Source organism: Methylobacterium sp. P5_C11, assembly GCF_054049775.1.
Window position 1 is genome coordinate 20043 of the sequence record NZ_JBFULS010000013.1, and the last position, 15501, is coordinate 35543.

Genomic DNA, 15501 nt, shown 5'->3' on the forward strand with positions numbered 1-15501 from the left:
CGCTCTAAAGCCCCGGACCTGAGTAACGCCGGATTCAGGCCGGAGGATTAGACAGGGGCCATGGAAACCCTGGCCGCCACCGCCGTTCAGATGCTGGGCTCGTCCCAGAACCAGCAGATCGGCATTGCCGTCGCCAAGCAGCAGCTCGGGGCCGACAAGGCCGTTGCCGGGCTCGTCGCGGACAGCGCCCAGAGCGCGGCGAGCGCCAGCCCCCCGGCGCCCCCCGGACAGGGGCTGAGCGTCGACCTGCGGGTCTGACCGGGACACCCGTTTTAAGGGTCGGCCGGAAATCCCGGCCGCGCTCCGCGGGTCCGGCCTCGCACTGTGCTTAAACCACGGGGTCGATGTCTTGCGCGCGCGAAGACGGCCTACGCTCCGGCCGCCGTTGAACCCCCGGCCTACCCGAAACCGTAGAGCCGCCGCGGGTTGTCGACGAAGACCATCCGGCGCCGATCCGCGTCCGGCACCCAGTCGGCCATCAGGTCGAGGAGCGTCGCGGTCCGGGGCGGCCCGTCCCAGGCGGCCACGTGCGGCCAGTCCGAGCCCCAGACGCAGCGCTCGGGCGCGGCGTCGTTGAGGGCGCGGGCGAACGGGATCGTGTCGGCATAAGGCGGACCGGTCACGGAATCCCGGAAGGCGCCCGAGAGCTTCACCCAGTTGCCGTCGGCGACGAGGCCGAGCAGCGCCTTAAAGCCCGGGTGGTCCACGCCGGCCGAGGTCGGCATGTGGCCCATGTGGTCGAAGACGAGCGGCACCGGCAGCCGGGACAGGCGGCCGGCGATGGGCGGCAGCTCGCGGGCATCGAGCAGGAACTGCAGGTGCCAGCCCATCTCGCGGGCGAGCGCCCCGTAGGATTCCACCGCGTCGAGCCCGACGCCGCCGCCGAACAGCACGTTGAGCCGCAGGCCCACCACCCCGGCCTCCTTGAGGGCGGCGAGGTCCGCGTCGGGCAGCCCGAGCGGGATCACCGCGATGCCGCGCAGGCGCTGCCGGTGGGCGCGGAGCGTCTCGACCATCAGGCGGTTGTCGGTGCCGTGCACGCTGACCTGGACGAGCACGCCGTTGGCCATGCCGGTCCCGTCGAGCATCGCGAGGTAGCGCTCGGCGGACGCCGCCGGGGGCGTGTAGCTGCGGTCCGCCACCAGCGGGTAGTCCGGCGGCAGCCCGATGACGTGGGCGTGGGTGTCGACCGCGCCGTCCGGCACGCGGTAACGGGTCGGGCCTTCCGGATGCGGATCCGGGGCGGGGCAGTCTCGGATCTCGGGCATGGTCAGGAATCCGCGTGCAGGACCTTGCCACGCGTCTCGGGCAGCGCGAAGGCCGCCAGGAAGAAGATCCCGTAGGCCAAGGCCGCGAAGATCGCGATGGCGGAGGCGAGGCCGGTGCGCTCCGCGAGGTAGCCGACGAGCGCCGGGAACAGCGCGCCGATGCCCCGGCCGAAATTGTAGCAGAACCCCTGCCCCGAACCGCGCAGGCGGGTCGGGTACAGCTCGGTCAGGAAGGCGCCCATGCCGGAGAAGTAGCCGGAGGCGAAGAAGCCCAGGGGAAAGCCCAGCACCCATAGAACGCCGTTCGAGAGCGGGATCTGCGTGTAGGCGATCACCACCGCGATGGCCCCGACGGAGAAGATCAGGAACAGCGGCCGCCGTCCGAGCCGGTCGGCGAGCCACGCACCCACGAGGTAGCCGGTGAACGAGCCGATGATCAGCGCCGCGAGGTAGCCGGTGGAGGACACGATCGACAGGTGCCGCTCGGTGGTCAGGAAGCGCGGCACCCAGGTGGTGATCGCGTAGTACCCGCCCTGACAACCCGCCGCCGCAAGGGAGGCGAGCAGCGTCGTCTTGAGGATCGGCCCGGAGAAGATCTCCCAGATCTGCGGCCGGTCGCCGGCCGCGGCGGCCCGGGCGCGGGCCTCGGCGGCGACCTGCGGCTCCTCCACGTAGCGGCGCAGGTAGAAGATCAGCAGGGCCGGCAGGGCGCCGACCGCGAACATCCAGCGCCACGCGGTCTCAGGCGGCAGGATCGAGAACAGCACCGCCTGCGACAGGACGGCCAGACCCCAGCCGATCGCCCAGCCGGATTGGACGGAGCCGACCGCCCGGCCGCGATACTCGGCCCGGATCGTCTCGCCGATCAGCACGGCGCCCGCCGCCCACTCGCCGCCGAAGCCGAGGCCGAGGATTGCCCGGGCGACGAGGAGCTGCTCGAAGTTTTGCACGAAGGCGCAGAGCAGCGAGAACAGCGAGAACCACAGGATGGTGATCTGGAGGGTCAGCACCCGGCCGATCCGGTCGGCGACGAAGCCCGCCAGCCAGCCGCCCAGGGCCGAGGCCAGCAGCGTCACCGTGGCGGCGAGCCCGGCGGTGCCGGCATCGACGTGCCACAGGGCCATGATCGTCCCGATCACCAGCGGGTAGATCATGAAGTCCATGCCGTCGAGGCACCACCCGGCGGCGCACGCCCAGAAGGTGTGCCGCTCCGGCGGTGTCATCGAGCGATAGAAGGCGGTGAGGCTGGCGTCGCGGATCTCGACCGCCTCCACGCCCGAGGATCCCTGCCCGCTCGCCGTACCCATGAACCCGCTCCTGCCACCCGATACCAGTATCGGCGTCCCAGGCTGAGCTGTCCAACGCCGCGGGGCAGGCAGGCAAGGAAAAGGCCGCCCGAAGGCGGCCTGTCCCGGCTTTTCGCGGTCGCGCTCCGCTCAGTAGCAGCGCTCGACCAGGACCCGGCGGTAGCCGTAGGGGGTCCAGCGCACTCGCGGGACCGTGTAGCAGCCGCCGCCGTAGCCGTAATCGCCGTAGCCGTAGGCGGCGGGCGCGTAATAGCCGCCGTAGCCCGGGTAGCCGTAGCCGCCGTAGCCGCCGTAGAGGCCGCCGGCCGCCAGACCGAGGCCGACGCCGAGACCGAGGCCGCCCAGGCCGTAGCCGTAACCGCCGCGATAGCCGTAGCCGCGGCCGTAGAAGCCGCGACCGTAGCCGAAGCCGCCCGGACGGAAGCCGGCGCCGCGGAAGCCGCCACCGAACCCGCCGCCGCGGAAGCCCCCGAAACCGCCGCCGCGGAACCCGCCGCCGAAGCCGCCACCGTGGAAGCCGCCACCGTGGAAGCCGCCGCCGTGGAAGCCGCCGCCGCCGAAGCCGCGCGCATCTGCGCTGGCCGGCGCCAGAGCCAGAGCCCCCGCCGCCAGCAGGGCCGAGCCAAGCACTGCACCCTTCATCACGTCATCTCCGTGAAAAAATCGCCCTCTGGCGCTAAGAACGTGCGAACCGGGAAAACGGTCCAGTCTTCGGCCGCGGCGCCGCGCCGCGAGGCGCCCAAGCAGGCCGCGGTCGGCTCCGGACTCGAAATTCGCCGCTTTCCCAAGCAAGAGGCGCGCCGATCGAGAGTCCCAGTCCCCCGACTCGCCCCCCGCGCCCCATGGAACGAACGACGATGTTGCGACCGGCTCACGCCCTGTTGATCGCGCTACTGGCCCTCGCGGCCCCGGCCCGGGCCGCGGCCCCGGCCGCGATGGAACCGTGCCGGCCCGTGGAGGCGCAGGGCGAGACCTTTACGGTCTGCACCATCGACCTGCGGCGGATGCGGCTGCGGCTGTTCTGGCTTCAGGACGACGGCAAGCCCTACGGCGCCCTCGGCACGCTCGCCCAGACGCAGGGTGGCCGCCTCGCCTTCGCGATGAATGCCGGCATGTACGACAAGGACCAGGCGCCCGTGGGCCTCTACGTCGAGGATGGGCGTGAGCTGAAGCGCCCCTCCACGGCGGACGGCCCGGGCAACTTCCACCTCAAGCCCAACGGGGTCTTCTGGGTGAAGGGTGAGCGCAGCGGCGTGATCGACACCGGCCGCTATCTGCGCGGGAAGTTCCGCCCGGACTTCGCCACGCAGTCCGGGCCGATGCTGGTGATCGACGGCCAGATCCACCCGAAGATCTCGGCCGACGGGCCGAGCCAGAAGATCCGCAACGGCGTCGGCGTGCCCGGAGACGGGCACGTCGCGATCTTCGCCATCTCCGAGCGCCCGGTCACCTTCGGGGCCTTCGCGCGCTTGTTCCGCGACGATCTCGGCTGCCGCAACGCCCTGTTCCTCGACGGCTCGGTATCGAGCCTATACGCGCCGAATCTCGGCCGCACGGACATCAGCCGGCCCCTGGGGCCGCTGGTGGGGGCGGTGCCGCGGTAGGACCTGATCTGATCAACGCGACCGTGTGAAGGGCAGCTTCGGGTGGATTTCAGCCAGTCCGATTTCAGACGTCCATGCACAAGTGCGGACGTCGCCGCTGGATCCGTTCACAGCGCATGCCAGTCCAGGACACAGGTCGGGATGCGCCTAGGTCAGGAATGACGCTGCCGGACTTAAACGGGCAGATGAGACCGTAATCGCCCGGCTATCCTGAAATTTTCTCGCGCATGTAGGCTAGCGGAGTGCTGCCGAGTTCGGCGCGGAATGCATAAACGAACGCGGAGGTTGAGCCGTAGCCGAGTTGCATCGCGGTCTCGGTCACGCTCATGCCCCCGCCCATCAACTCGACGGCCCTGAATAAGCGCAAACGCCGCCGCCAGGATCGCAGGCTCATGCCGACGTCGGTCTCGAAACGCCGCGCCAGGGTCCGTTCCGACAGGCCGAGTTCCCGCCCCCAGGCCGCCGCTCCGCGGGGGTCTGCTGGATCGGCGTATAGGGCTTCGCACAGAGAGACCAGAGGGCCTTCCCGGGGCCAGGGCAGCGCTCCCGGCAGCGGTCGAGCCCGCCGGAACTGATCGAGGATCAGGACGGTGACGCGATCGGCATAGCCGCCCTGGTCTTCTAACCCCTCGACCGCCACCGCCTCCAAGATCAGGGCTCGCAGCAGCGGTTGTACGGCGAAGACCGCTGGACGTTCCGCCACGTCATGTCCGGCCTCATCGGCGACCCACAGGCTGCGGAACTGAGCGCCTATAAGTGATCCGACCCTGTGCCGGACGCCGGTCGGAAGCCAGACGGCCTGCTCCGGCGAGATCACGAACGAACGTCCTTCCACCGCCACCGTGAGCACCCCGGACGTGGCGTAGACGATCTGATGCCATGGGTGAGCGTGCTCGGCGAAGTACCCGCGTGCCGGGATGGTCTGCGCACGCACTGTGATCGGCCGAGGCGGTACGAGCCCGGGCGGCGCCTTGATCGGCTCCCACCTCATCGTCCCCCCAGGTTGGCAGCTATTCGACACAACTTGGCATCCCGTCGAGATACAGACGGGCGCCCCTCACGTATAGCCCGGTCAGCCCGCCTAACTCGGTCAGCCGGGTTCGCCGCCTGGTGTCATCCAAGCCGGGGCACGAGAACACTGTCCGCCGAAATCCGAGCGCCTGATGTCCTACGCCTCATCGTCGATCGTCGACCGCGACCCTACCTCCTCTGCCCGATCTGGGGCAGCCAACGTTTTGAGGTTGGCCATTGCTCAGGCGCTTGCTGGGGCGAATTCGGTCGTCGTCTTCTCAACAGGTGCGATCGTCGGCAACATGCTGGCGCCGAGCAAGGTCCTAGCGACGCTACCGATCTCGATCTTCGTCGTCGGAATGGCCGCCTGCTCCCTGCCGGCCGGTAGCATCGCCCGCCGCTACGGCCGGAACGCGGCCTTCTTGACCGGAACTGGCTGTGGAGTGCTGGTCGGGGTGCTGTCCGCGCTTGCTATCCTGACAGCCAACTTCTGGCTGTTCAGCGCGGCCATGTTCTTCGGGGGAGCCTACGCTGCCGTAGTCTTCTCCTTCCGCTTCGCCGCGGCGGAGTGCGTCCCGCCTGAGCGGCGACCACGCGCGCTGTCCACCGTGATGGCGGGCGGGGTCTTCGCGGGGGTGATCGGCCCGCAACTCGTCACGTACACCATGAACCTGTGGCCGCCCTACCTGTTCGCCGCCACCTTCATGGCCCAGGCCGCGGTCGCCGTACTGGCGGCTGTGGTCCTCTCCGGCGTCCGCCTGCCGCGACCCGTCGCAGACGGTCTCGAGGGTGGGCGGCCTTTGGCTGCGATCCTGACACAGCCGCGCTTCATCATCGCGGTGGTCTGCGGAGCCGTGTCGTACCTGCTGATGAACTTCGTGATGACGGCCGCGCCGCTGGCCATGCACCTGTGCGGTCATGCGCAGGAGGATGCGAACCTCGGCCTCCAGTGGCACGTGATCGCCATGTACGGGCCGAGCTTCTTCACCGGACGCCTGATCACGCGCTTCGGCGCCTCCAGCGTCGTAGCAGCCGGTCTGGTACTGACGGGCGCGGCTTCCATCATCGGCTTGGCGGGCGTGGACGTGACGCATTTCTGGCTGTCCCTGATCCTCCTCGGCCTGGGCTGGAACTTCGGCTTCGTGGGGGCCTCGGCGATGGTGCTGGAATGCCACCGTCCCGAGGAGAGGACGCGAGTGCAGTCGGTCAACGACTTCATCGTCTTCGGCATGGTAGCCCTGGGCTCGTTTTCGTCCGGCGGTCTGCTGACGAGCTACGGATGGCACACGGTCCTCTGGGTCTCGTTCGGACCGCTGGCTGTGGCAGCATCGGCGCTGATGTTGATGGCCGTGCGCGGAGCCCGCCGCATAGCTTGAGGCGGCGAGATGGCGGCCTCTCCCGTTCCACAGACGGCATCTGCAAACCATCTCTGGGCGAGTTGCCTGAGGGCTGACGTATGGCCGCTTTCAGGAAGCGCTGGCGGTCCACTTAAGGGCCGACATGGGTCGATGGCAGTCCCCTCGCACGGCCGAGCGCATCAGGTTTCAACTCTGATGCGCTCTCCCGAAGTTGAGCCGGTCCCGCGAGACGAACGCGTCGACTCAAGGCGCGGGAGCCGCGTCACCGCTGCCCGAACGCCGTGTCCTTGAACAGATCCTTGTACTCCCGCGGCTGCGAGCGCCAGTACTGCTTGGGCGCGCGCACCTTGGCGCCGAGTTCGGCCGCCGCGTGCCAGGGCCAGCGCGGATCGTACAGCATGGCGCGGGCCAGCGAGATCGCGTCCGCCCGCCCCTCCTGCAGGATCGCCTCCGCCTGACGGGCGTCCGTGATCAGGCCGACCGCGATGGTGGTGAGCCCGGTCTCGGCCTTGATCCGCTCGGCATAGGGCACCTGATAGCCCGGCCCGAGCTTGATCGCCTGCTTGGGCGAGACGCCGCCCGTCGAGACGTGGAGCGCCGGAGATCCCGCCCGCTTGAGCGCCTGGGCCAGCGCCACGGTCTCGTCGATGTCCCAGCCGTCCTCGACCCAGTCGGTGGCCGAGACGCGCAGCCAGACCGGGCTGCCGGCCGGGACGACGTCGCGCACCGCGTCGTAGATCTCCAGCGGGAAGCGCATCCTGTTTTCCAGGCTGCCGCCGTACTGGTCGGTGCGCTTGTTGGCGATCGGCGACAGGAACTGGTGCAGCAGGTAGCCGTGGGCGCCGTGCAGTTCCACCGCCTCGATGCCGAGCCGCACCGCGCGCTTGGCCGTGGCCACGAACTGGTCGCGGACGCGCTTCAGGTCGGCGGCGTCGAGGGCGTGGGGCGGGACCTCGCCCTCCCCGTGCGCGACCGCCGAGGGCGCCTCCGTGCGCCAGCCGTAGGCGTGCTCCGGCGGGATCTGCTGGCCGCCGGCCCAGGGGGCGTCGCTCGACGCCTTGCGGCCGGCATGGGCGATCTGGATGCAGATCGGGATCGGCGCGTATTCGCGCACGGCATCGAGCACCCGGCCCAGCGCCCGCTCGCAGCCGTCGTTGTAGAGTCCGAGGTCCCAGGCGGTGATCCGCGCCTCGGGCGACACCGCGGTGGCCTCGAGGGTCAGCAGGCCGGCACCCGACATGGCGAGCTGGCCGAGATGCATCATGTGCCAGTCGGTGGCCTCACCGTCCCGGGCCGAATACTGGCACATCGGCGCGATGAGGATACGGTTCTCGAGGGTCAGGGCGTCGAGCGTCAGGGGTTCGAACAGGCGAGCGGTCATCGGCAACTCCGGATGGAGCCGCCACTCTGGCGCAGGATGGGCGCGGCGGCCAGTGCGGTGCGTCAGAGCAGCCCTGCGGCGGGCCGTGCGGGAACCTGCTTAGGCGACCGGCCGTTCTTCGCGCTCTCGCCACGACGCGAGCCGCCTGAGGGGGCGAGATCGCCCGGGGTTCTGAAACATGCTCACGAAACTTGCCGCCTCGCTCCTCCTCACGGCCGGCTGCGCCGCCGTCGCGGGGCCGTCCTACGCCCAGCCGGCCGCCCTTGGCGGACCCAAGATGCTCGTGCACGGCAATTATTGCGGCCCGGGTAACAATGCGCCCCTGCCGCCGATCGATGCCCTCGACGCGGCCTGCGCCCGCCACGATGCCTGCACGCCGGAGGGCGGTCTGCCGTCGCAGGCCTGCAATCTCCGCCTGCAGCGGGAAGCCACACTGATCTCCCGCGACCCGAGCCAGCCCCGGAACGTCCGGTCGATGGCCGGTCTCGTGGCAGCCACCGCGACCCTGATCCCCACCGACCCGAGCGCCCAGAGCGTGCCGGCATCGGTCTCGACGGACCAGCCCCAGGGGACCTACGCCCCGACCCTGGACCGGTCGGCGCCGGCCGACCTGGACGACGATTCCGACGGTCCCGACGCGGATTGACACCCTGCCCCGGATCGTCCGGGTGACGGCGCGGCGACCCGGCCGCGCCGTCGGTTGCAGTGCTCAGGCGCGGCTGTCCGGATCGAGGGCCTGCGCCAGGAAGAACCGGACCATCTCGCGGCTGGCATCCGGGCCGCGCGGCTCGGTGTAGGATCCTGCCGGGCTCCCCCCCGACCATGCATGCCCGGCTCCGTGCAGGACCCACTGCTCCAGCAGAGCCCGTCCGGACGCGTCGCTGCGGATGGTCCGGGTATAGGCCATGCCGTCCTGGCTCGTGCCCCGGCTGACCGTCTCGACGAGCCGCGCCTGGGCGGCGGCCTGCGCGGCCACCCGATCGCCGTTGACGGGATGGACGGTGCGGTCACCGTCGCCGTGGAACACGATGGTCGGGACGGCCGTCCGGTTACGCCCCGGCGCGAGGCCCTGGCCCTTCATCGCCGCGAAGGCGCCGGGCATGTCCCGGGCCGCCCCGCAGGCCAGCCCGGAATGGATCCCGACGGCGGCGAACAGGTCCGGATGGGTCGCGGCCAGGATCGCCGCCGCGGCGCCGCCGGCCGAGAGCCCGGCCGCGTAGACCCGGCTGGGATCGGCAGAGAACTCCGCGACCACCGACCGGGCGATGCCGGCGATCAGCGCCGGCTCGCCGCCCTCGCGGACTTGATCCCCGGCCGCATACCAGTTCCAGCAGCGCTGCGGATTGGCCGACGGGGGCTGTTCCGGGTAGACGACCAGGAAGGTCTGCGCCTCGGCCAGGGCGTTCATCCGCGTGCCGGCGGCGAAGTCGTCGGGGTTCTGGGTGCAGCCGTGCAGCATCACGATGACGGGCAGGGCCTGACCCCGATAGCCGCTCGGGACGTAGACCTTGTAGCGCCGGCTCCCGGCAGCCTCCGCGAAGACACGATCCTCGAACCGCGCCCCGTGCGGGATCTCCACGGCGCTGCCCCGACCCGCCGGGACGGGATTCGGCATGCGCGCGCGCAGCGCCTGCATCAGCGCCGACAGGTCCGGGCCTGCCGCCGGCTCCGCGCCGCCGCCCTGGTCCGGCGCCGTCCAGGCTCCCCCGGCGACCGTCGGTGCCTCCATGTCGAGGGTCGGCCCGTCGGGACTCACGGCGTCCGGCCGGTCGGCCATGCTGCGCCGGGCCTCGGTCCATTGCGCGAAGGCGGCTTCCTGGGCTCGGCGGAACCGCGCCATCGCGTCCTGCATCCGGGCGGCACGGTCGCCGGCCCCGGCCCCCGCCGCGGTCGCTGCCGCCGCGGCGTCGAAGGCAGGAGGGGCGAAGGTACGGGGATCGAAGTTCGGCATGCCGAACGCCGCAGGGTCGAGCTTCGACGGGTCGAACTTGGGGAAGCGGAACATGGGGTGATCCTTGTGCGGCGTCGTTCGGACGGCGTGTTCGCGCAAGCGGCGCGAACGGTCAGACGGTGCGGTCGGCGAGGGCCGCCTTGACGGCGGGGCTCGCCTGGAGGGCACCCAGTACCTCCACGGAGGCGATGGCGGCCCGGGCCAGTTCGGGCGTGACGTCGATGGCGATCGTGGCGAGGCCCAGGACCTGGATGTGCAGGGGCGAGCCGGCATCCCGGGCCGCCTCCAGCTCCGCGCGGGAGACGTGCAGGACCCCCAGCCGGAGCTGGCGCCGCGCCACCGATTGCCGGAGCGCCTCCTCCTGGCGGTCGAGCTGGTTGCGCACGGCCGTGCGGATGAAGTCGGCCCTGTTGGCGTAAAAACCGTCGCGGACCATCAGATCGACGCGCCCGAGATCGACGAAGCCGAGATTGACCGTGATCTTCTCGCTGTCCGGCACCTTCGGACGGAGGTCGCGACTGGCGTCGGTCATCGTGATACCTGCTCTTGGCCATCCGGTTGGATGGTCTATAGATGGAGACGCGCAAGGTCGGCGCAAGATGCAGGGCGCGCCGACGGGTATCACGGCCCTGCGATCCGGCCTGGACGGACGTGTTTCGAAGGGCGTCGCCAGGGCAGGCGGATCGGGGCGTCGCCGGATCGCCGCCACTGCCGTCATCGCCGGCGCAGCGACCCGACCCGGGGCCGTGCGACGTCGGAAAGCGCGGCGTCACGGGATGACGCCGCTTCGCCCGCAGGCACGGGCCTGCGGGCGCATGTCCGTCCCACGGATGCCGGCGCGCCGCGAGGGCGCGCGGTGCCCGGGATCGGCCTGGATGCGCCGGCTGGAGGCGATCGGGTGGCCGACGGACCCGGCCATCGTGCCGGAGCCGGATTCGACAGCTTGCGCGCGCCGAGCGGTGCGGAGGGCCTCCTTCCGAAGACCGGCCGCCTTCGTTCGGATCGCTGCGCCCGGTCCCGGCGATGACGCCGCGGCCCGGACGCGGATCCGACGATCAGCCGGCGCCGATCCCCCGGCCCTTCAGGCTCTCGCCGATCTCGTCCAGGGCCGTAGAATCGTCGATCGTCGCCGGCATCGTCCAGGGCTCGTGGTCGGCGATGCGCTTCATCGTGGCCCGCAGGATCTTGCCCGAGCGGGTCTTGGGCAGCCGCGGCACGGTGAGGGCGAGCTTGAAGGCCGCCACCGGGCCGATCTCGTCGCGCACCTTGGCGACGAGTTCCCGCTCGATCGCCTCGGTGGGCCGGTCGACGCCGGCCTTGAGCACCACGAAGCCGCAGGGCACCTCGCCCTTGAGCGCGTCGCGGATGCCGATGACCGCGCATTCGGCGACATCCGGGTGGCCCGCCAGCACCGCCTCCATGCCGCCGGTGGACAGCCTGTGGCCCGCCACGTTGATGATGTCGTCGGTCCGCCCGAGCACCGTGATGTAGCCGTCCTGATCGATCACCCCGGCATCCGAGGTGTCGTAGTAACCCGGGAAGGTGGCGAGATAGCTCGACCGCATGCGGTCGTCCGACCCCCAGAGGGTCGGCAGGCAGCCGGGCGGCAGGGGCAGCCGGATCGCGATGGTGCCCATCGTGCCGGCCGGGACGGGCTTGCCGCCCTCGTCCAGCACCTCGACCCGGTAGCCCGGCATCGGCACGCAGGTGCTGCCGTGCTTCACCGGCAGGAGGCCGAGACCCATCGGATTTCCGGCGATGGGCCAGCCGGTCTCGGTCTGCCACCAATGGTCGATCACCGGCCTGTCCAGCACGCGCTCGGCCCAGGCGACCGAGTCGGGGTCGGCGCGTTCGCCGGCCAGGAACAGGCTGCGGAAGGCGGAGAGGTCGTAGTCGGCGATCCGGGCGCCGGCGGAATCCTCCTTCTTGATCGCCCGCAGGGCCGTCGGCGCGGTGAACAGGCACGCCACCCCGTACTCGGCGACGACCCGCCAGAAGGCGCCGGCATCGGGTGTGCCCACCGGCTTGCCCTCGTACAGCACCGTCGTGCAGCCGTGGAGCAGCGGCGCGTAGACGATGTAGGAGTGGCCGACCACCCAGCCGATGTCGGAGGCGCAGAAATAGGTCTCGCCGGGCTGGACGCCGTAGAGGTTCGGCATCGACCACGCGAGGGCGACGAGGTAGCCGCCGGTGTCGCGGACCACGCCCTTCGGCTTCCCCGTCGTGCCCGAGGTGTAGAGGATGTAGAGCGGGTCGGTGGCGGCGACCGGCACGCACGCCGCCTCGGCGCCCGCCGCCCTGGCGGCCGCGACACTCTCCGCCCAGTCGTGGTCCCGCTCCGGCAGGAGGGTCGCGGCGGCCTGCGGGCGCTGCAGGATCAGGCAGGCCTCGGGCTTGTGGCGGGAGGCGGCGATGGCCGCATCGAGCAGCGGCTTGTAGGCGACCACCCGGTTCGGCTCGATGCCGCAGGAGGCGGCGAGCACCACCTTCGGCGCCGCGTCCTCGATCCGCACCGCGAGCTCGTTGGCCGCGAAGCCGCCGAACACGACCGAATGGACCGCGCCGAGCCGGGCGCAGGCCAGCATGCCGAACAGCGCCTCGGGCACCATCGGCATGTAGAGGATCACCCGGTCGCCCTTGCCGACGCCGAGCCCGGCGAGCACGCTGGCCAGCACCGCCACCTCGTCGCGCAGCGCCCGGTAGGTGATGCTGCGCTTGGTCCCGGTGACGGGCGAATCGTAGTGGATCGCCACCTGCTCCGCCCGTGCCCCCGCGGCGTGGCGGTCGACGGCGTTGTGGCAGGCGTTGAGGGACCCGTCCGGGAACCAGCGGCCGTAGGGGCCGGATTCCGGCGCGAAGGCCTGGGCGGGCGCCCGCGTCCAGTCCAGGGCTCGGGCGGCAGCGAGCCAGAACGCCTCCGGATCGCGAAGGGCCGATTCGTAGGTCTCGGGATAGCGGCCTGGAAGGCTGGCGGTCGTCATCGGCTCGGCGTTTCCTCACGGGCCGCTCTCCGGCGGTCGGAGCAGATTAGCCCATTCTCGCGCCGGGGCGAGGGCTGGCCGGGGTCCAGCCCGCGACGCCCGCGCCTGCGCCGTCCGGTCCGGCGGCGGAGCCCCACGCGGCCCGGCTACGAACCGGCGACGCGTGGAGCATGGAAAGTCGCGGGACTTGGAATGAGACGGGCTGGATAAGGTGCGGACCATGGAAAAACCGCCGCATCGGGGGCTCCCGTTGCGGCGGCTGTCAGAGTGGGTCTGCTAACGTGGCTGACGGATCCGCGGCTCAGTGCAGCGTGTCGTTGCCGGCCTGGAGCCTGTTGATCTCGTCCTTGAGGAGGAGTTTCCGTCGCTTCAGCTCGGCGATATGGAGGTCGTTCGCCGAAGGCCTGTGGATCGCTTCGTGAATCTCACGCTCGAGGGCTTCGTGCTTCCGGGCGAGCTGGTTCAGATGCGTCTGCAGCGACATGAGCCGAATCTCCTGTCATCGTTTCGACACGTCGAGATTGGCACAGGATGCCGGACCTGTCGAAGCGTTTTCTGCTGCTAAGTCTGACGAATGCTTACCGCGCCGGCTTGTCCGGGGCGGGGCCGTGCCGCATGCTCTTGGACGATGAATGCGCGGGCCATGAACGTCCCGGGCGATGAACGGTCTTCGGATCCGCAGGTGACGATGGCGGAAGAGTCGAGTGAGAGCGCGCAGTCGGACCTCCTCGGCGAGCTGGCCCGCCTGCGGGAGGAGCACCGGGACCTCGACAGCGCCATCGAGGCGCTGGAGCGCAGCGTCGCCGGGGACCAGCTCCAGATCCAGCGGCTGAAGAAGCGCAAGCTGACCCTGCGGGATCGGATCCGCCACGTCGAGGACATGGTCACGCCGGACATCATCGCCTGATGCCGGTGGACGCTTCCGGTGTCCGCCTTGCCGCGGACCCGCGCCGCCTGTAAGCGCCCTCTTTTGCCGGGATCAACGATGGTGTCGCCTCCGGTCGCGATCATCATGGGAAGCCAGTCCGACTGGGCGACCATGCGGCATGCCGCCGAGACGCTCGACGCCCTCGGCGTGCCCTACGATGCGCGGATCGTGTCGGCCCACCGCACCCCCGACCGGCTCGTGGCCTTCGCCAAGGGCGCGGTCGCGGCCGGTCTCAAGGTCGTGATCGCGGGTGCGGGCGGTGCCGCGCACCTGCCCGGCATGGCGGCTGCGATGACCCGTCTGCCGGTCTTCGGCGTGCCGGTGGAGTCGAAGGCCCTGTCCGGCCAGGACAGCCTGCTCTCCATCGTCCAGATGCCGGCCGGAATCCCGGTGGGGACCCTGGCGATCGGCCGGGCCGGGGCCATCAACGCCGCCCTGCTCGCCGTCTCGGTCCTGGCGCTGTCAGACGCGGGACTGGCGGAGCGCCTGGAGGCGTGGCGCGCGGCCCAGACCGCCTCGGTGGCCGAACGGCCGGTGACGGAAGAGAACGCGTGACGGACAGGATCCTCGGCCCCGGCTCCACCCTCGGCATCGTCGGCGGCGGGCAACTCGGGCGCATGATCGCGCTCGCTGCGGCCGATTACGGCCTCAAGGTGCACGTCTACGCCCCCGACGCGGACAGCCCCGCCTTCGACGTGGCCGCACGGACCACCTGCGCGGCCTACGACGATCCCGAGGCGCTCGCGGCCTTCGCCCGCAGCGTCGACGTCGTGACCTACGAGTTCGAGAACATCCCGCACGCCACCGCCGACATCCTGGCGCGGCACGCCCCCCTGCACCCCAACGCGCGGGCGCTGTCCACCACGCAGGATCGCCTCACCGAGAAGGAATTCGTCAACGGCCTCGGCATCCCGACCGCGCCGTTCCGGGCGGTGGACGCGCCCGACGACCTCGACCGGGCGATCGAGGTGATCGGCCTGCCGGCGGTGCTCAAGACCCGGCGCTTCGGCTATGACGGCAAGGGTCAGCGCATCCTGCGCGAGCGGGCCGAGGGTGACCGCAACGCGCTGTTCGCCGAGTTCGGCGGCGCGCCGCTGATCCTGGAGGGCTTCGTGCCGTTCGAGCGCGAGGTCTCGGTGGTGGGCGCCCGCGCCCGCGACGGCAGCTTCGCGGCCTTCGACCTGTGCGAGAACGAGCACCGCGACCACATCCTGGCGCTGACCCGGGTGCCGGCCCCCGGCCTCGCCCCTGAGACCGGCCGCGCGGCCCTCGACATCGCCCGGCGCATCGCCGACGCCCTGGACTATGTCGGCGTCCTCGCCGTGGAGATGTTCCTGGTGCGGGAGGACGGGGCGGAGCGGCTCGTCGTCAACGAGATCGCACCCCGGGTGCACAATTCCGGCCACTGGACCAGAGAGGGGGCGCTGACCTCGCAATTCGCCCAGCACGTCCGCGCCGTCTGCGGCTGGCCCCTGGGCGATGCCGCCCGCGTCGGCGGCCTGCCGGTGGAGATGCGCAACCTGATCGGTGCCCAGGCCGACGACTGGCACGCCCTGCTGGCCGAGCCCGGCGCCCATCTGCACCTCTACGGCAAGGGCGAGGCCCGTCCCGGCCGCAAGATGGGTCACGTGACGCGCCTCGGCACCTGCCCGACCGGTTCCTGAGGCTTCGAGGGCACACTCGCGCCGCCGCGTGGCGGCCGCGAGCCCGGA

Annotated in this window: 16 protein-coding genes; 7 read left to right on the forward strand and 9 right to left on the reverse strand. The window is 71.0% G+C overall.

Going from position 1 to position 15501, the window contains the following annotated elements; all coding sequences use genetic code 11:
- Nucleotides 1-60 precede the first annotated feature (60 nt).
- Complete coding sequence (locus ACXJKQ_RS09530) at nt 61-258, forward strand: hypothetical protein (RefSeq protein WP_457105516.1); 198 nt, start codon at nt 61-63, stop codon at nt 256-258.
- A 140-nt stretch (nt 259-398) separates the two neighbouring features.
- Here ACXJKQ_RS09530 and ACXJKQ_RS09535 read toward each other — a convergent pair whose 3' ends face one another.
- The 3 genes from ACXJKQ_RS09535 to ACXJKQ_RS09545 form a co-directional block, all read right to left on the reverse strand.
- Nucleotides 399-1268, reverse strand: coding sequence for an amidohydrolase family protein (locus ACXJKQ_RS09535; RefSeq protein WP_457105517.1), 870 nt, complete (start codon nt 1266-1268; stop codon nt 399-401).
- 2 nt (nt 1269-1270) lie between these two features.
- Entirely contained in the window at nt 1271-2575 is a 1305-nt protein-coding gene (locus ACXJKQ_RS09540; protein WP_457105518.1) for an MFS transporter, read from the reverse strand.
- Between the two features lie 129 nt (nt 2576-2704).
- Nucleotides 2705-3217 carry a hypothetical protein gene (locus tag ACXJKQ_RS09545; protein WP_457105593.1) on the reverse strand — a complete coding sequence of 171 codons (513 nt, stop codon included), beginning with the start codon at nt 3215-3217 and terminating at the stop codon, nt 2705-2707.
- A gap of 215 nt (nt 3218-3432) precedes the next feature.
- Between ACXJKQ_RS09545 and ACXJKQ_RS09550 the strand changes: the two genes are divergently transcribed.
- Nucleotides 3433-4179, forward strand: a complete 747-nt coding sequence (locus ACXJKQ_RS09550; protein ID WP_457105519.1) for a phosphodiester glycosidase family protein — start codon at nt 3433-3435, stop codon at nt 4177-4179.
- A gap of 205 nt (nt 4180-4384) precedes the next feature.
- On the opposite strand, the gene ACXJKQ_RS09555 is transcribed toward ACXJKQ_RS09550, so the two are convergent.
- On the reverse strand, nt 4385-5113 hold the full coding sequence (locus ACXJKQ_RS09555) for an AraC family transcriptional regulator (RefSeq protein WP_457105520.1): 729 nt from the start codon (nt 5111-5113) through the stop codon (nt 4385-4387).
- Between the two features lie 229 nt (nt 5114-5342).
- Between ACXJKQ_RS09555 and ACXJKQ_RS09560 the strand changes: the two genes are divergently transcribed.
- Complete coding sequence (locus ACXJKQ_RS09560; protein WP_457105521.1) at nt 5343-6566, forward strand: MFS transporter; 1224 nt, start codon at nt 5343-5345, stop codon at nt 6564-6566.
- A gap of 244 nt (nt 6567-6810) precedes the next feature.
- Here the strand turns inward: ACXJKQ_RS09560 and ACXJKQ_RS09565 are convergent, their stop codons facing one another.
- Nucleotides 6811-7929, reverse strand: coding sequence for an NADH:flavin oxidoreductase/NADH oxidase (locus tag ACXJKQ_RS09565; protein WP_457105522.1), 1119 nt, complete (start codon nt 7927-7929; stop codon nt 6811-6813).
- A 178-nt stretch (nt 7930-8107) separates the two neighbouring features.
- Between ACXJKQ_RS09565 and ACXJKQ_RS09570 the strand changes: the two genes are divergently transcribed.
- Nucleotides 8108-8575: a hypothetical protein gene (locus tag ACXJKQ_RS09570; protein WP_457105523.1), complete on the forward strand. Its 468-nt coding sequence runs from the start codon at nt 8108-8110 to the stop codon at nt 8573-8575.
- Between the two features lie 63 nt (nt 8576-8638).
- On the opposite strand, the gene ACXJKQ_RS09575 is transcribed toward ACXJKQ_RS09570, so the two are convergent.
- From ACXJKQ_RS09575 to ACXJKQ_RS09590, 4 genes are all read right to left on the reverse strand, one after another.
- Entirely contained in the window at nt 8639-9781 is a 1143-nt protein-coding gene (locus tag ACXJKQ_RS09575) for an extracellular catalytic domain type 1 short-chain-length polyhydroxyalkanoate depolymerase (RefSeq protein WP_457105594.1), read from the reverse strand.
- Nucleotides 9782-9992: 211 nt separating this feature from the next.
- Nucleotides 9993-10412, reverse strand: coding sequence for a CopG family transcriptional regulator (locus ACXJKQ_RS09580; protein WP_457105524.1), 420 nt, complete (start codon nt 10410-10412; stop codon nt 9993-9995).
- Between the two features lie 523 nt (nt 10413-10935).
- A complete protein-coding gene (locus ACXJKQ_RS09585; protein WP_457105525.1) occupies nt 10936-12861 on the reverse strand; it encodes a propionyl-CoA synthetase in 1926 nt (641 codons plus the stop codon).
- A 301-nt stretch (nt 12862-13162) separates the two neighbouring features.
- The gene (locus tag ACXJKQ_RS09590; protein WP_457105526.1) at nt 13163-13345 is read right to left on the reverse strand and encodes a YdcH family protein; all 183 of its coding nucleotides are present in this window, start codon (nt 13343-13345) and stop codon (nt 13163-13165) included.
- Between the two features lie 204 nt (nt 13346-13549).
- Here ACXJKQ_RS09590 and ACXJKQ_RS09595 point away from each other — a divergent pair, with 204 nt between their 5' ends.
- The 3 genes from ACXJKQ_RS09595 to ACXJKQ_RS09605 all read left to right on the forward strand — a co-directional run bounded on the left by ACXJKQ_RS09595 (nt 13550) and on the right by ACXJKQ_RS09605 (nt 15453).
- Nucleotides 13550-13768 (forward strand): YdcH family protein, encoded by a 219-nt coding sequence (locus tag ACXJKQ_RS09595; RefSeq protein ID WP_457105595.1) that lies wholly within the window; start codon nt 13550-13552, stop codon nt 13766-13768.
- Between the two features lie 78 nt (nt 13769-13846).
- Nucleotides 13847-14344 carry a 5-(carboxyamino)imidazole ribonucleotide mutase gene (gene purE / locus ACXJKQ_RS09600; protein ID WP_457105527.1) on the forward strand — a complete coding sequence of 166 codons (498 nt, stop codon included), beginning with the start codon at nt 13847-13849 and terminating at the stop codon, nt 14342-14344.
- Entirely contained in the window at nt 14341-15453 is a 1113-nt protein-coding gene (locus ACXJKQ_RS09605; RefSeq protein WP_457105528.1) for a 5-(carboxyamino)imidazole ribonucleotide synthase, read from the forward strand. Before purE ends, ACXJKQ_RS09605 begins: the two co-directional genes overlap by 4 nt.
- The last annotated feature ends 48 nt before the right edge of the window (nt 15454-15501 follow it).